Genomic DNA, 17,129 nt, shown 5'->3' on the forward strand with positions numbered 1-17,129 from the left:
TAGAAAAGACAATTGTAAGCATCAGATTAAGCTTGCCCAAAATAAATTGATTTAAAATTGCACTAAGAAGTGCTAAGCTATTCACCTATTATAACAATAAGCACTTTCCATGACTCAATCAGAACACAACGACCAACACCTATCATTCTCTCAATTCCCCCTTCGTCAAGAATTAATAAAAAGTCTTGCTTCTTCAAATTATGAAAATATGACCCCTATCCAAATGCAAAGCCTGCCCATAATTCTTAGAAATGAAGATATGATAGCTCAAGCAAAAACAGGGAGTGGAAAGACCGCTGCTTTTGCTTTGTGTTTATTAAATAATTTAAAAATTTCTTTTTTTGTAGTACAAGCCTTGGTTCTTTGCCCTACCCGTGAACTCGCGGAACAAGTAAGCCAAGCTATCCGTCGATTAGCCTGTTTGATGCCTAATGTCAAAATTATTAATTTATCTGGTGGTATACCAATGCAGCCTCAGCTTGATTCATTACGACATGGAGCTCATATTATTGTAGGAACACCGGGGAGAATACTTAAGCATTTAAAAAACGCCTCTTTAGACTTATCTCAGGTAAAAGCTTTAGTTTTGGATGAGGCAGACAGAATGCTGGATATGGGTTTTTTTGATGACATTAAAAACATTATTTCGGTTTGTCCCAAACAACGACAAACCCTGCTTTTTTCTGCGACTTATCCTGAAGAAATCAAACGGCTTTCAAAACAATTTATGAAGGACCCGAAAGAAGTTCATGTGGTAACCCCTCCTGAAGAAATTGATATTGAACAACATTTTTATGAAGTCTCGAGACATGCTCAGAAATTTCCCTTATTAAAATCATTACTGTTGCACTATCAACCCGTTTCAGTGTTAATCTTCTGTAATACCAAGCAACAAACAATAGAAGTCACAGACCAGCTCATCAATGAAGGCTTCAGTGCCATCGCTTTAAATGGTGATATGGAACAAATCGAGCGTGATCTTGCTGTCTTGCGTTTTGCCAACCAAAGTTGTTCTATTCTTGTCGCCACTGATGTTGCAGCACGAGGACTTGATATAAAAGAACTTTCCGCAGTGATTAATTTTGATCTCGCTTTTGATCACGACGTCCATATTCATCGTATTGGTCGAACAGGACGAGCTGGGAGTAAAGGCATTGCCTTAAGCATTGTAACGCCTGCAGATGCACAACGAATTTGCGCCATTGAAGATAACTACCCGCTCCCCATTCATTGGGGAAACATTAATGAATTAGAAAATCACAACACTGCTCGCTTAGTGCCAGAAATGGTTACACTCTGTATTGCTTCCGGTAAAAAAGATAAAATTCGCCCTGGTGACATCCTTGGGGCATTAACCAAAGATGCAGGATTAGCAGGCAACACAATTGGCAAAATTAACATCACCGCCATGTACTCCTATGTTGCAATTCACCATAGCCAAGCAGATAAAGCCTACCAATATTTACAAAGTGGAAAATTAAAAGGACGCAAAGTTAATGTACGTAAAATAAATTGATTTTTCTAAACCATGCGAAAAACTTACTGCAACAATTGAAAAAAGAAGCAGTTATTATGTAAAAGACCTAATAATACAAGCCTATGGATTTATTAGTGGCTGTTGAAGCAATAGTATAAGTAGATAAAGCATTGTTAAAATCAGGATATCACTCAAATGACAATACAAAAGGGACTTCATGAACGAAGAGCTCTTAAAATATCAATCGCTGTTACCTTTCTCTTAGCCGTGGTAGGTATTTTATTTGGGCTATTGTCCGGTTCATTGGCTATCGTCTTTGATGGCATGTTTAATATGGTGGATACCGTTATATCAATCCTTGCTTTTTTTGTTGCCCGTCTTTTAACAAGTAAGGGGAATCGGAGATTTCAATATGGTTACTGGCATATTGAACCTATGGTTCTTGTTTTGAATGGTAGTATCCTAATACTTCTTTGTACTTATGCACTGGTAAACGCGATTGGCAGTTTGATGTCTGGTGGACATGAACTCAATTTTGATTGGGCATTTGTGTTTGCACTTTTGGTGTTTTTTTTATCAACAGGCATGTATTTTTATTTAGTCAAAACAAACCGCAAAATTAAGTCCGAATTCTTGCGACTAGACATTCAAAGTTGGTTAATGTCTGCTTTGATTTCTACTTCTCTCCTATTGGCATTTGGCATCGCAGCCTTGTTGCATGGTGGGGCTTATGGATATTTTACCCCTTACATTGACCCCCTTATTTTAGCAATTCTTACTGCATTTCTGATTTTTGTGCCTATGGCCGCAGTCCGTGATGCCATGAGAGACATATTTCGCATGGCTCCTGTGGGTCTTGATGAAAGAATAAGAGAATTTTTAGATGAGCTTATTAAACAGCATGATTTCAAGACTTATACAAGCTACGTTGCAAAAATAGGACGCGCACAATTTATTGAAATACATATAGTAGTACCTATGGATTACCCAATTTCGAGCATTGAAACCCTGGATAAAATTCGTAATGAAATCGCGTTGGCTATTGGAGAAGATACGCCACAACGTTGGCTTACCATTGCCTTTACTGCAAATGAAAACTGGATTTAACAAGCGTTTTATTCAAGTTTCCATAAGGATATTTGTGAAAACATGCTACTGAAAATTGAAAGTACAGCAAAATGAACTCTTAATTTTAGTAATTGACTTTCTAGAACAGCATTATCATCTTAACCAGATAGATGCAACTCTTGTTAATGGCTTTTCCACTTTGGGGTATATGGTCGGCGCACCTTTTTTTGGAGTGTTGTCTCATAAAGTAAAGAACGTCATTCCAATCATGTTTTATGCCGCATTGATTGAAAGTATTTTATTGGCATTTAACATCCTTTATCTTCATGACCTACACTTAAAAATGATCTTTTATGCCATAGTTGGTTTTTTAGCTAGTTGATAACAGACTCCATAATAGCGACACCTCGCGGTAATAAGCCATTTCAGGTGAATTTGACAGCTTACAATATATTGATTTATAAGGAATTATCAGAGCATCAGCTTCGAACTATGGTTCCGTGGGTTTGAATCTATTTGAGCTTGTCATTTAATGAGATCTATTCCAATTTACATATTCAGAGTAGGACGCAAGCTTAAAAGAGTAATAAAGCGCTGGCTTAATAGTTTTGCGATATTATAACAAATCAACAATGCGTCCAAATCTTTTGAGTAGATACGAATCCTGAAATCCTCCCCTTCGATTTTTAATAATCTACAATCTACTAAGGCACGGATTGATGCGGCTCGTTTTAGTTGTCCAAATACACATAATTCCCCAAACAATGCTCCGCTTTTAAGTACTCCAATCACTTGCTCCTCCTGAGGATTCGAGCCTGTCGAATTTTGATCCAGTATAATTTGTAATTCACCCTGTTCGACAATATACATTGAGTCACCAATTTCGTTTTGATGAAAAAGAAATTCACCTTCCGGAAGTTCAACTTCCTCACAATTTTCCAAAAAATCATCAATGTACTTTTCATCTATTCCCTTAAATAACACGCTGTTATGTAAATCGGCTTTGTTCATTTCACTATCCTTAACCACTTAAAAACCCAATATCGCCTCTTGAATGGGCTCATAATTGATAATAAGTCCCTATTGCAATAGTTTTATTGTAAGGTAATCGATAAAACTGAATATCTGGCACAGCATTGCGTATCATGAGAGAAAAAAGGTGCTTTTGCCACATGTACATGTGTTTTTGCCTTTCTCTAGTCATTTCAACAAAAACGATCTCAATAAAATAGATTAATTTATTCTTAATTATCTCAAAAGGTAAGTATACTCTTTTAAACATTTCGTCTAATTCATTAGGCAAATTAATATTTTCAGTAAACCCATAATGAATAAAAATTAAATAAAACCCTTCAGCTTTCTTTATAAGCTCAAATTTATCTTCAATAGGGATATAAGGTTTATTTTCAATTTTGATACTTACAAAAATCATATTCTCAAAAAAAATACGGTTGAGGCGAAGATGGTGAAGAAGGCTTTCCCCTTCACAATCATAGGGGTCGATAATATATAATCCCATTCCGGATTGTCTTGAAATTTTATTTTGATTTAATTCATCAATGATAAAAGCATCCATCAGAGCATCTCTATGATGCAATTCCCGTAGTTTCTCAAAGCCACAGTGCCAGGTATACATCACTACAAATCCTAGAAACGCGATTAAAATAGGGATCCAACCCCCAGTTAACAACTTGGGTATATTTCCAGCAAAGAATGCAAGTTCAATAACCAATATCAGAGGGAAAATCATTACCTTGAACGCATGCCAATTCCAGCAATAATAAGCAATGATCCCAACTAAAACTGTTGTGATAAGCATATCTAAATTAACAGCGATGCCGTAAGCATCGGCAAGATTAGATGATGATTTAAAAATCACAACAAGTGAACATGTACCTAAAGCTAAAATAAAATTGATAAGTGGCAAGTATACTTCGCCTTTCTCAAATTTGGACGTATAGATAATCTTAAGACGTGGAATCAGATTAAGCAGTGACGCCTGCTTTAAAATCGAAAATGCCGCTGAAATAATTGCCTGTGATGCAATAATGGTTGCAATGGTAGCCAAAATAATCATCACAGGGAGAAACCAATCTGGCGATAAACTAAAAAAGGGATATTTGATATACTCTATATGCATCAATACAAACGCTCCCTGGCCAAAATAGCATAAAAGTAATGCGGGAAGCGCCACAGCAAACCACCCTGTTCGAATGGCCTTTTTGCCAAAATGCCCTAAATCAGCAAATAAAGCCTCACCACCAGTCATTACTAAAAACACCCCTCCCAATATAAAAAGAGCAAAGTATTTATGTATCATAAAAAAATAAATCGCATAGTAAGGATTTATTGCCATCAGTACTTTGGGGTTCTGTATAATTTGTAAAAAACCCAAAACGCCTATGGTAATAAACCAAATAAGCATAACAGGAGCGAAATAAATACCAATTTTCCCAGTACCTATGCTCTGCATCTTAAAGAGGAAAAATAAAATAATTAATGTCACTGGAAGAACATATTTGGCCAAATTGGGAGACAAAGATTCCAGACCTTCAACAGCACTTAATATGGATATCGCTGGAGTTAATATTCCATCACCAATGATAAGCCCTATGCCAACAAGAGTAATAAATAAAAGCCAGCCTCCTGGTTTTTTTATTTTCTGTCTTATCAACCCTGCTAAAGCTATAATACCGCCTTCGCCATCATTATCAGCACGAAACACGATTACCAGATACTTAATACTGACTATAATGATCAGCGACCAAAAAATGAGCGATAAAATACCATAAATATTATGGTCATTGATTGGAAAATACTTTATTACTTGGCCAAATGCATAAAGAGGACTTGTTCCTATATCACCAAAAACAACCCCCAGAGCCGCAAATGATAAGCTGAGCTCGTTCTTCTTCTCTGTTGAAGACTCATTCATCATCCGGGGTTACTCCCAATATAATTTAAGATCCTTTATGAATTACTATTTTGAGTATAGTACTATCTGATATTAAAAAAACATTATCTCCAAGTATCCTGTGCCTGGTGAATTATTTATTTCTATCTATCGCCAACTGTAAAATGCTTTCTTCATTGCATAAGCAATAGGCCCATACATCTTTCAAGTTTTTTGATATATTTTCTCAGTTTTTTTTAAAATTGTTCCAGATCTTCTTAGTTATCATTAATCACCGTCTCATCAAATCTTTATTTTAAAGTTTGTCATGGCTAAAATACTTGGCTTCGAACTAAGATTTCTGAAGGAGAGTTCTTCAGAGCACGCCATAGAAATTGATTTTTTCCTAAACAGACTTTCAAGCTACGTATATTTACATAAGATTTAGCCTGCCAGGTCTATGAATAAAAACAATATTGTGGGATAATTATTGCCCAACTTCAACAATATTAGCCTATTTATATGAAAATAAGAGCAATTTTTTTCATGATCGCTATTTTTTTTCCAGTTACTTTATTCGCTAGTAATACGACTTGTCCTTTATCAAATGGAATCAATGTACTCACTAAAAAGCGAATTTTAAATATTTGTAAAAACGGCACCGTCGTTAAAACCTTTAAAGTAGCGCTCGGGTACAAAGGCGTTGGTAAAAAAAAGGCTGGGGATAACAAAACTCCAATTGGTTTATATGGGTTAGCCCATCCAAGAAAATCCAATCAATTTAAAGTCTTTATTCCAATTCTCTATCCGACTAAAAAGCAATTAGCTGCTGGATATTCAGGTAGGGATGTTGGGATCCATGGACCAGCCCAGACATCCAATTTATTTGGTTGGTTAAACAACTTACCAGGCTCAACTCGTGGATGTGTTGCTGTTGGCAAAAACAACTACATCGAGTATGTGGCAAATTGGGTAAAAGCCAATCCTGGAGCTAAGGTTTTAATTATTTAAATTGAGACGAAATTTGATACCGCCTATTTATTTTATGTAGAATGCCCTGATAGTGGTCGTCTTGATGATAAAGAAAATTCATTTAAACCAGGTAAGTGCTCTAACGAATTGCGTATTTGTCTAAAATTAAGGCTACCCGTAGCATCAAATATTTTTAGAACTTCAGCAACTAAAGGTCTCTCTTGTCGGGCCCCATCTTTTATCACATTGCGAATCAGGCGAAGCGCATCACTAATTGATTGCTCTTCTTGTGGGTCTATTTCTTTTATAATCGCTTTGATTTCTTTTAAAATCTTGGGAATTAAACTGTCTTCATTACACATTAGAGGGCACTCTAGCATTTGAAATACCGCGTAAATATTTTCTTCACGCTCAGTTGCCGGAATTCTTAGAATACTCATCGATGATTTTTTATGCATCAAGTTCTGTGCATCTATAGGCTCTTTTAGTATATCACTGTCTTCTGCAAGTCTGCTTTTCATTATACGAAACTCGTATATAGGCAGTAGCTGCAGGTTTTTTGACGACAACGTACTGAATAGAGGGAGCATCTCTTCTGACTCAGGGAATAATTTTTTATTGATATTAGTAATAAATTGCTCGGACCTGGCCATCTCTTTTTTTAGGCTATCCTTGTGCTCTTGCAAAAGCTTTTTAAACAAGGCTTTACTTTGACTATCCAAAGTCTGGGGCATGAAAGAGTCAAGATATTCTTGTTGGACGCTTGGGTGTCAAAAAACGGTAGCAGGAGGAAAGGAATGACGTCGCCCAACTCATGCCATAAAGTACCGTAGTTGAAAGTCCTGAGTGACGAAGCTGTGCTTCATTCTGAAACAGCTCTTCTTTTACAGGGTTGGATATATGCCACATGACATTAGTATAGGACTCTTTGTGCTCATCAATAAAATCAATATAATATTTTCTGCCTATGACGCGTTCCTCATTTTCTTTGATTGCTTCCAGAAGCGCGTCTGTTTCTTCAAATTGTAACTCAAGCATTTCCTTTTGGCGTTTTAAATCAATGAGCTGGTTAAGACATGCAATCACTTCCCTCGGCAATGGCCGCCCGAGTATTCCTTTTTTCTGCACAATCCGCCCTGTTGGCAGATCTAAAATGAGGTTCAATCACTTTATCCAGATAACGTTGAATATGATTTTCATCCCCCATAATAACTGCCAGTTCTCCAGGCGAGAGTAACACCTCTTGTTTTCCTTTATGAAACTGCAGAAATGAATTCATTCGAGAAACAGCATCTTGTTTCAAGTAGGTTTTTTTTCCAATGAATGGCTGAAATTAAGGAAGGACTTAGATCAGCACCTAATTTTATTAATTCATCAAGAACCAAAGGTTGACCTGTTAATGCAGCTATATGAGCCGTGGTAAAGCCATCATTATCTGCCTTATTGAGTTCAGCCTGATGCTTCGCAAGCTCTGAGATAAGTGCAATATCTCCTATTCGTGCTGCAATCCAGGCTAAACCCATCCCATTTTGTTCCCGGAATGCTATTTCCGGGGTGATTACATGACTGGATTTAAATTGACCCAATTGTGTGCTTAATGAATACATTTGTGGGTTTCTTGTTGTGGTGTAAATGGATGCATCCAAAGCGATATAAGTGGAAGGCGGGACTGAATTCAAACCCTTTATTATCATTTTAGCAAGTAATCCTGTCTCTTCGGTTTTAAAAACTTTAGAGGGGTATTGATTAATATCCATAAACCCCCACCCATTACCAGGTTTATAAGTCAATGCCAGAGTATGATCAAGAGAGTCTTACTTATGTAACACGGTATTGAACAATTGAAAATTATTTTTTCCCCCTATTTTCACCCTATATAATGCTTCATCAGCTTTTCTAATTAATGTGTCTGAATCATCGCCGTCATATGGATAGATACTTATACCAATACTGCCTGTAATTGAAATACCATAACGTTTGATTGTGATAGGCTTGCTTACAGCAATTAGAATTTTATTTGCTATTTCTATAACTTGATTTACATTGGATAATTCAGTAAGCGCGATAATGAATTCATCACCACCATGCCTGACAATTAGATCAGTAGACCTTAAAATCGTCTGTAATCTTTTCCCAATCTCAACTAATAAAAGATCCCCAATATCATGACCCAATTTGTCATTCACATTTTTAAAATAATCCAAATCCATAAACATAATAGCAATTTGCGTTTGGTGACGTTTCGCATGAGCTAATGCCTGGTCAAATGATAACTCTAATAGCTTTCTATTTCCCAAACCAGTTAAAGTGTCATGATATGCGATGTGTTGAAGTTCTTGCTCTGCTCGTTTTTGAGCATCAATGTTTTGAATTTGCGAGATAAAATAGAGTGGTTTATTGTCGAGATCTCGAATTAAAGAAGCACTGAGTAAAATCCAAATGACACTACCATTTTTGTGAATATAGCGTTTTTCCATATGATAGAATCTTATATCCCCCTCTAATAATTGCCTCACATAACCCAAATCGAGCTCTAAATCCTCTGGATGAGTGATCGATTGAAAATTAGTTTCCAATAATTCTTCTTCTGAGTATCCTACAATCTGACAAAGCGATTGATTAACCTTTAACCACATCCCCTCCAAAGAAACTATAGCCATACCAATAGCAGCAGAATTAAATGCGGAACGGAAACGTAACTCACTTTCCTCCAAATTAGCGTTAATTGCATACAATTTATTAATTAAATCCAAATTCTCATAACGTAATTTAAAATTCTTATTAAGAAGTCCATATCCCATCCAGGATATAATTAATAAAAAACAAAAGTAAATCAGCAATGCAGTTCCAAGGAACCAATAGTTAAGTGTACTTTGCTGAAAAAACCAGACACATAGAGGAATAAGGGTTAATGTAAAAAATAATAGACTTGCTAAAAAACTGGGCTGAAGAATATGTAATCCACCTGATGCGATTCCAATAATTATAATTATGACAATCATTTGATTTAACAGATCATTTTGAGGAATAAGAACAGAACCTGCTATTCCCCATAGAGCCCCATAAATCGCAGTGACGCTTATTAACCATTTTAAAAGGTATTTGGATGGCAAGGAACGATAATAATTAAATAAAAATAAACCTCCATGGAGAACAAATACTGTTACTCCAACCATAAACCATACTGAGAGCATTTCTTGATCTGTTGTTGTTTTATTGAAATCAATATAAATAATTAATGCGCATAAAAAATTTGCAGGAATGCTCACTAATAAATTTTTATTTAGTAACATTACGCGATCTGAAAACATTATTTCATTTATATTTTGAATCTTTGCATTGGCCTTTTGCATTCAGCACTCACTGAGATAAAGTGACAAATTCAAAACCTCAATTTGAACCCTATTGTATTAATATATTGTATTAATATAGTACAAAAATACTTAATTGTTAGAAGCAGAATGTGACACTATAGTAACTCTATGAATCTGTTATATCATCGAATTACATAGAATAATGAGATCAATTTAAGGTAAAATCCCTCTACATCACTTTAATATTCTATTGATTTATTGTATGGAAAATAAGAAGAAAAGGGTCGTTGTCGCAACCGCCGGAACTTTTCTGGAATGGGCTGAGTTTACTTATTACGCCTATATCGCCAATATTATCTCAGGATCGTTTTTTCCAAAATTGGGAAATCATCTTGGTTTGATAGCAACCTTTTCTGTTTTCGCGCTCAGTTACTTTTTTCGTCCGTTAGGAGCCCTCTTTTTTGGATATCTTGGAGACAAGATGGGGCGTCGAGTTGCCCTGCAATCTTCTATTATGCTGATGGGGTTATCCTCTCTGTTCATTGGTTGTCTTCCTGCATACAATAGTATTGGTATCTTGGCTCCAATTCTCTTGCTCATCTTTCGTTGTGTACAAGGCTTTGCCGTATCTGGTGAATTTAATGGTAGCGCTATCTATCTGATTGAACACGACTCAGAAAAACCATGCCAGGCCGGTAGCTGGACTGGATTTGCTTCCGCATTGGGTATGATGTTTGGCGGATTGATGTCTACTTTAATTTATTTACCTCACATGCCAGAGTGGGCATGGCGTATCCCTTTTCTGTTAGGAACCTTATCCTGCTTTTGTGCGATGTATTTTCGTAAAAATTTGAGGGAATCACCACCCTACCTCACAATAAGTAAAGAAAAACCATCAAATCCACTGAAAATTTTATTTGACGATTATAAAAAACAATTAATTAAATCGGTATTATTAGTAGCGGCATTAGGTATTTATATCTACATTATGAATGTTTATTATGCTTCTCATTTGGCAAAATACACCACTTTGTCAGATGCCCAAACCAAATTCGTTGTTACCCTAGGGCAAGGATTGGTTGTCCTATTCATTGTTTTAACAGGAATGTATGCGGATAGAACTGACGAAAGACATATTATAAAAATCGGTTTATGGGGGTATTTTATTGCAGCTCCTATAGCTTACCTGGCCCCTCAAACCAACTCTTTTGCATTAATTCTCTTATCACAAATTCCCTATGCAATCTGCAATGCTCTGGTCGGTACACCAATTTTTAAGCTATTGAATGATTTTTTTCCAACTCAGATTCGATACAGTGGTGTTTCTATTGCCTGGGGAGTAAGCATGGCTATTTTTGGAGGAACAGCGCCATTGGTCGCCAATTATTTACAATATTCATTCAAATTAGCAACTGCACCAATATTCTATATACTTTTATCGGCCAGTGTTGCCTTGCTCGTTTTACATGATAAAAAGAATTACAAGATAGCCCCGATAAAATTAAGATCAGATAATTGAATAAAATTAGCCTTTGCAAGCACATGTCTGTGCAAGCATCCAGGCAATTGGTGACGATTACTTCTTAATAGGTTCAATTATTCGATTCATCATGGTACTTCTTAAGAACTTTCTTTTGATTGTTTTCTCTTTTCGTGCCAGATTTCAAAGGCATTATAGACTGTAGGCACAACAAACATATTTAAAACCGTTGAAGTTAATAATCCTCCCAATAACACTTGTGCCAAAGGACGTTGAAGTTCTTTACCAGCAGGAGATCCCCACAAGAGAGGTATTAAGGCCAGAGCTGCTGTCGCTGCTGTCATTAATACGGGTACCAGGCGATCGAGAGTTCCCTGGATCACTACTTGCTCACGTCCCCGGCCAAGAGAACGTAATTGATTATAGTGGCTCACTAAAATGATCCCATTACGTGCCGCAATTCCAAATAGAGTAATAAACCCAATCATGGCAGCCACACTCATATCACCGCTGGCAAGGAATAAAGAGACCACTCCACCTATTAATGCCAAAGGTAAGTTGAACATAACCAACAAGGCTTCCCAAAATGTGCCAAAAGCCTTATGAAGAAGTACTAACATGATAAAAATTGCCAATGCACCAAAAAGAACAATCACACGAGATGCTTGTTGTTGACTTTCAAATTGGCCACCATATTGAACGAAATAACCACCAGGTAACGAAATCTTTTCTTTAATCTGATGTTGTACTTCTTGAATCACACTACCCAAATCTTTCCCTTGCACATTAAAACCGATAACCAAAACACGTTGCACGTTTTCTCGATTAATTGCAAACGGTTGAGGCTCTAACTGAATATCAGCCACCGCACGCAAAGGGATTTTTGTTTCTTGATTATTGGCCGCACCATGGGCATCAATCAGCATATTTTGAATGGCTTTAACGCTATCCCGTTCTGTTTCACCAATACGCAAATACAAATCAAACGTCCTCTGGCCTTCAAGAATACTGGATACCGTCACACCATTAAGAAGGATTTGAATGTCCTCGGAAATTTGACCAATATTGACACCATAGCGAGCCGCTTTCTCCCTATCAATTTTAATGACCAGCTGAGGTACATTGATTTGCTGCTCTTTATTAATATCTACTACTCCTGGGACGGTTTTTAAAATGGATTCTACCGATTCACCCAATTCATTAAGGGTAGCAAGATTATCACCAAAGAGTTTCACGGCTACTTGCGCTCTGACTCCTGATAACACTTCATCCATGCGATGGGCAATAAACTGCCCCACATTAAATAACGCTCCTGGAATATTCGCTAAATCAGCTCGAATAGATTGTAACAATTCATCAGGAGACATGGTTTTATCTTTACCAAAATTCAGATGTACATCGAATTCACTAATATTCGGTGGTAAAGCATCTTCATCCAATTCACTGCGACCCGCTCGTTGGGCAATAGAAATTACTTGCGGATATTTCAATAACGTCTTACTTACTTGCTTACCCAAACGCATGGATTCATCCAATGAAGTTCCAGGAAGAGTACTCATCACAATAATAAAGTTGCCCTCATGAAACTCCGGCAAGAAAGAGGTTCCAAAAAAAGGAAGTAAACTCAAAGCAAAAATGAATGCTGCAATTGATATGACTAAAACTGTTTTACAATGGGCCAAAGACCAATTTAAACCGGTTAAAAAATGCTTTTTTAGCCAAATCACAAAACGCGTTTCCGTTTGAGTCTGTTTAACCGTTTCCTCTTGTGCGTAATGATAACGTTCGTCTTCGGATAAAGCATGCACCTCCACTTTAGCATCCTGATTCTTTTCAGTTTTTCGCACCAAAAGGAGATAACATAGGGCTGGTACCATAGTAATAGAAACGACAAGAGAGCCTATTACGGAAGCAATATAAGCAATGGCTAATGGGCTAAAAATCCGCTCGGGAATTCCTGACAAAAAGAAGATGGGTAAAAACACCAGGCTAATAATAATGGTCGCATAAACTACTGAACTGCGAATTTCCAAAACCGCATCAAAAACAATTTCAATCGTAGGCAAAGGTTTTTCTGCCAAACGATTCAGTCTTAAGCGATGTACCACATTTTCTACAGTAATAATCCCATCATCCACCACTTCACCAATGGCAATCGCCATTCCGCCCAAAGTCATGGAGTTAATGCCAAAACCAAAATAATGAAGGACCAAGATACCTGCGATAAAGGAAACGGGCATAGAGAGAAAGGTAATAAATGAAGCTCGCCAATTCATCAAAAATAGAAAGAGCACGGCAATCACAATAACAGCTCCCTCAATAAGAGCCCTGGTTAGGTTGTGAATGGCTGACTCAATGAAATTGGCTTGCCGAAATACTTCTGTATTTAATTCAACACCTGCCGGCAAGGATTTTTTTATATCAGCTAAAGCTTGCTCCACTTTACGTGTTGTAGTTAATGTATCAGCTCCATAAATTTTGGAAACAGTACCAATGACAGCGTTTTCTGCATTGAACGAAGCATCACCGCGTTTGATTTCACCGCCAAAAGCGACTGTGGCTACATTATTAACAGTAACAGGAACTCCCTTGCGGACTACAATCAGTGTTTTTTTTATATCGTCCAACGTCTTAATACGACCAATGGTACTTACGACAAATTCCGTACCCCCCTGATGTACGAAAGCACCAGGTACATTTTGATTTCCTGTTGCCAACGCTTGACGAACTTCTTCGACTGTGATGCCATAAGCCAGCATACGCTTGGGATCAAGCTGTACTTGATATTGCTTTACTTCTCCGCCCAGTGAAACTACTGAAGCAACTCCGCCTAAAGCCAATAGACGTGGACGAATAGTCCAATCAGAAATAGTGCGCAAGGTTTCAGGGCTTGCTGTGTGACTCACCAAAGCATATTTAAGCAACCACCCTACTGCCGATGTGACTGGCAGCATCACAGGTGAGGAAACACCTGGAGGGAGACGGTTGATTACCTGTTGAATGCGCTCATTAACCAGTTGACGATTGAGATAGATATCCGTTTTATCATCAAATACCACGGTAATTGTTGATAATCCGACGGAGGTTTTTGAGCGAACACTGGCTACCCCTGGAGTCCCATTGATGGCACTTTCCAAAGGATAAGTGATTAATGTTTCCACATCTTGGGTTGCCATGCCTGGCGCTTGGGTTTGAACTACAACTTGAGGAGGGGCAAATTCAGGAAAAACATCTACCGGCATTTGCTTTAGAGTATAACCACCCAGCAAACAAAGAATAATCGTTAATGCCAAAATCAAGAGACGATTATGCAAAGACCAGGCAATAAGGCGAGTAAACATTTAATGATGCTCCTCTTGCCCTGATTGCAGTTTGCGGCCTCCACTCAACCAAAGTGTATAAAGCTCGCGATTTCCCTGAGTAACAACGAGATCGCCAGGAACTAGACCATCAATAATTTCTGAGTAGTCATCCTCCACAGCGCCTACTTTAACATCGACTCGTTTGTAAGTGCCTCCATTTTGCACAAAAACAAATTGCTCGTTATCTGCTTGTAAAAGAGCGGCATTCGGCACAACGAGTGCTGCCTTATTATGACTTAAAATCACATTAGCCCGCACAAACATTCCGGGTTTCAGTAGCCCCTCCTTGTTATCCAAAGTAATTCGTACATTAACTGTACGGGTCAATGGATCAAGATTGGGTTCAATTAAAGTGACTTGCCCCGGGAATGTCTGTTTGGGATAACTTAAGACATGAACATTCACTTCTTGCCCTACCTTCACTTTACCTAAATCTTCTTCATACACTTGAGCTATGACTAATAATTTATCGCGATTACTGATATGAAAAAGAACGGTGTTTGGCTCGACAGCCTGACCTAAATTGATGTTCCTTGCATCAATGATACCAGCAATTGGGGCATTGACAGCAACGCTCGGTGGAGGATTTCCCACCAATCGTGATTGCACTGTAGCCAAGCGCTGTCCTGTCTTGACACTGTCCCCCAAATTCACATCAATCGCTGTCACACTGCCACTAATACGAATGCTGACATCAGCTTGAGCATCAGGTAATAATTGAATTTGACCATTTAAACCCAGCAATTGTGCCATAGGACGATGGGTTGCCTGGACAACTTTGATATCAAGCATCCTGGCTTGTTCCGGAGTCAAATGAACCGGCCCCTTGGTGCCTCCTTCACTTACTTCTATGTTTCCTCCGTGTGCAAAACTCACTTGGATGGGGGAAAGCAAGCCAAGAAAAAAAACAGTCATGATCATCATTCTAATTTTAAGCTGCAATCTCATTTGCTATCACCGTTGCTTTGATACTCTAAATAAGAGCAAAACCCATCTGTTTTTCCAGGACCAATAGCTGTACACAAGGCCACATAGACTTGTAAAAATTTTTCTAACGTATTGAGATAAGTGGTTTGCAAATCGTTTTGTTGTTTTTGCACTTGTAGCACATTTAAAAAAGAAATTTGCCCATTTTCATAAGAATCACGAGCCAATTTTACATTTTCAATAGTTAATTGAAGAGAAACACGTTGTGTTTCCTCAAGACTCTTACGTAATGCTTTGAGTTGCTCATAATTACTGGCTATCTCCGTTGCAATACTTAAATCGAGAGCACGTAATGACATCATCGCCTGAGTACCTGTATGACTTGCTTCTAAAATTCGCCCTTGATTTCGATTTAAAAGAGGGAGAGGAACAGACAGTGTGACGCCCAAAGTACGATCGGCTGGTTGAGGGGGGCCTTCTTCCACCACAATTTTATCCTGCTGAATACCAAGGCCTACTGTCCAATCTGCAAAGCGCTCGGCTTTTGCCAAACGGCGATCAGCATTGGCACGCTCAATCGATAACGCAATAGATTGCCGATCAGGGCGATTTTTAAGCGCCTGTGTTTTTAGAACATCTAATGCCGGGAGTTTTTTTGCAGCGGCAAAATCCATTTTAAGTGATAAAGAAGAGTTGGCTTCACGTCCCATTAATTGATTTAGTGTCGCATATTGACTAATACTGAGACTGTGCAAAAGATGTTTTTCTTGAACAATACGCAAATACTCAATGCGCGCTGCATTGTCATCCAGTTTTGAAATCTCTGCAGCATGATAACGATTATGGATAACATCAACCAATTCCCGGTTAATCCGTAATAAGTAATTGACTTGCTGTATGCGACGCTCTGTAAGCACTGCTGTATAAAAGGCACTAGCCACTTTGGCACTGAGTTGACGCTCAGCTTCCCTGATTTCTGCAACAGCTTTCAATACATCCAGACGAGCCACTGTCTTTTGTTTTGCAATACGTCCTGATATGGGAAATGCCTGGCTAAAGCCAGCACTGCGCGAATACTCTCCTTCATCAGTGAATAAACGATCGTCATTATTTGAAAGATTCAAGCTTGGATTAGGCCAAAAGCCTGCTTGTAGCAACCGGGCTTTTGCGATAGATACATTGTAACGGGCGGCTTTTAAATCCTTATTGTTTGCTAAAGCAATTTGGGTTACTTCTTTAAGAGTCAAAGCGTTCCCAGCCGATACCAGAGAGGCATACAGCAGTAGCAGGACTAATCCATAAGAAAACCGCCAAACACGATGATATTCCATAAACGATAGCTCAAAAAATCTATCTATCTTCAGTCAACATGGAATCGAAAAAATAATCTGTGGCAGGTGCAGACATCAAGAGTAATGGACTGTGTTTTATTCGAAAGTAAGTCATCAATTAATACCTTCTTTTTATTGTTATATGATTTATTCAGGACTTACGAAAAACCCCAAGGTCGAGGCAGAAAATGTTTTTAATCAAGGAGTTTAGATAAACCAAATGACCAAATTAAAAACATTTTTTAACATAGAGATTGGGATTTTTCGTAAGTCCTGTTAGTATCTCCCAGCAAATGTAATTACAC

15 protein-coding genes are annotated in these 17,129 nt (G+C 37.9%); 5 read left to right on the top strand and 10 right to left on the bottom strand.

Annotation, left to right across the window (positions count from 1 at the left end):
* The first annotated feature begins 109 nt into the window (after positions 1-109).
* The 3 genes from dbpA (at position 110) to LPG_RS10675 (ending at position 2,927) form a co-directional block, all read left to right on the top strand.
* Positions 110-1,516 carry an ATP-dependent RNA helicase DbpA gene (gene dbpA / locus LPG_RS10665; protein WP_010947833.1) on the top strand — a complete coding sequence of 469 codons (1,407 nt, stop codon included), beginning with the start codon at positions 110-112 and terminating at the stop codon, positions 1,514-1,516.
* Positions 1,517-1,672: 156 nt separating this feature from the next.
* Complete coding sequence (locus LPG_RS10670) at positions 1,673-2,584, top strand: cation diffusion facilitator family transporter (RefSeq protein WP_010947834.1); 912 nt, start codon at positions 1,673-1,675, stop codon at positions 2,582-2,584.
* A gap of 55 nt (positions 2,585-2,639) precedes the next feature.
* Positions 2,640-2,927 (top strand): hypothetical protein, encoded by a 288-nt coding sequence (locus LPG_RS10675; protein ID WP_015444226.1) that lies wholly within the window; start codon positions 2,640-2,642, stop codon positions 2,925-2,927.
* A 167-nt stretch (positions 2,928-3,094) separates the two neighbouring features.
* On the opposite strand, the gene LPG_RS10680 is transcribed toward LPG_RS10675, so the two are convergent.
* Together LPG_RS10680 and LPG_RS10685 are read right to left on the bottom strand one after the other, a co-directional pair.
* Entirely contained in the window at positions 3,095-3,556 is a 462-nt protein-coding gene (locus LPG_RS10680) for a cyclic nucleotide-binding domain-containing protein (RefSeq protein ID WP_010947836.1), read from the bottom strand.
* 49 nt (positions 3,557-3,605) lie between these two features.
* Positions 3,606-5,483 (bottom strand): potassium transporter Kup, encoded by a 1,878-nt coding sequence (locus LPG_RS10685; protein WP_010947837.1) that lies wholly within the window; start codon positions 5,481-5,483, stop codon positions 3,606-3,608.
* Between the two features lie 477 nt (positions 5,484-5,960).
* Here LPG_RS10685 and LPG_RS10690 point away from each other — a divergent pair, with 477 nt between their 5' ends.
* Positions 5,961-6,449 (top strand): L,D-transpeptidase family protein, encoded by a 489-nt coding sequence (locus tag LPG_RS10690; protein ID WP_010947838.1) that lies wholly within the window; start codon positions 5,961-5,963, stop codon positions 6,447-6,449.
* A gap of 32 nt (positions 6,450-6,481) precedes the next feature.
* Here the strand turns inward: LPG_RS10690 and LPG_RS10695 are convergent, their stop codons facing one another.
* From LPG_RS10695 to LPG_RS10715, 5 genes are read right to left on the bottom strand one after another with little or no spacing between them, the layout of a single operon-like run.
* Positions 6,482-7,144, bottom strand: coding sequence for a hypothetical protein (locus tag LPG_RS10695; protein ID WP_010947839.1), 663 nt, complete (start codon positions 7,142-7,144; stop codon positions 6,482-6,484).
* Positions 7,145-7,151: 7 nt separating this feature from the next.
* Positions 7,152-7,496, bottom strand: coding sequence for a hypothetical protein (locus tag LPG_RS10700; protein WP_015444224.1), 345 nt, complete (start codon positions 7,494-7,496; stop codon positions 7,152-7,154).
* Entirely contained in the window at positions 7,480-7,689 is a 210-nt protein-coding gene (locus LPG_RS10705; RefSeq protein ID WP_027223817.1) for a hypothetical protein, read from the bottom strand. Before LPG_RS10705 ends, LPG_RS10700 begins: the two co-directional genes overlap by 17 nt.
* The gene (gene legA6, locus LPG_RS10710; protein ID WP_010947842.1) at positions 7,664-8,206 is read right to left on the bottom strand and encodes a Dot/Icm type IV secretion system effector LegA6; all 543 of its coding nucleotides are present in this window, start codon (positions 8,204-8,206) and stop codon (positions 7,664-7,666) included. The genes LPG_RS10705 and legA6 overlap by 26 nt, the downstream gene beginning before the upstream one ends.
* Before the next feature lie 18 nt (positions 8,207-8,224).
* Entirely contained in the window at positions 8,225-9,763 is a 1,539-nt protein-coding gene (locus LPG_RS10715; RefSeq protein WP_010947843.1) for a GGDEF domain-containing protein, read from the bottom strand.
* Between the two features lie 223 nt (positions 9,764-9,986).
* Between LPG_RS10715 and LPG_RS10720 the strand changes: the two genes are divergently transcribed.
* Positions 9,987-11,243, top strand: coding sequence for an MFS transporter (locus LPG_RS10720; RefSeq protein ID WP_015444221.1), 1,257 nt, complete (start codon positions 9,987-9,989; stop codon positions 11,241-11,243).
* Between the two features lie 101 nt (positions 11,244-11,344).
* Here LPG_RS10720 and LPG_RS10725 read toward each other — a convergent pair whose 3' ends face one another.
* The 3 genes from LPG_RS10725 to LPG_RS10735 are packed head-to-tail and all read right to left on the bottom strand — an operon-like array spanning position 11,345 to position 16,824.
* On the bottom strand, positions 11,345-14,545 hold the full coding sequence (locus LPG_RS10725) for an efflux RND transporter permease subunit (protein WP_010947845.1): 3,201 nt from the start codon (positions 14,543-14,545) through the stop codon (positions 11,345-11,347).
* Positions 14,546-15,514, bottom strand: coding sequence for an efflux RND transporter periplasmic adaptor subunit (locus LPG_RS10730; protein ID WP_010947846.1), 969 nt, complete (start codon positions 15,512-15,514; stop codon positions 14,546-14,548).
* The gene (locus tag LPG_RS10735; protein WP_015444219.1) at positions 15,511-16,824 is read right to left on the bottom strand and encodes a TolC family protein; all 1,314 of its coding nucleotides are present in this window, start codon (positions 16,822-16,824) and stop codon (positions 15,511-15,513) included. Before LPG_RS10735 ends, LPG_RS10730 begins: the two co-directional genes overlap by 4 nt.
* Positions 16,825-17,129: the final 305 nt, after the last annotated feature.

This window comes from Legionella pneumophila subsp. pneumophila str. Philadelphia 1 (assembly GCF_000008485.1).
GTDB lineage: Bacteria > Pseudomonadota > Gammaproteobacteria > Legionellales > Legionellaceae > Legionella > Legionella pneumophila.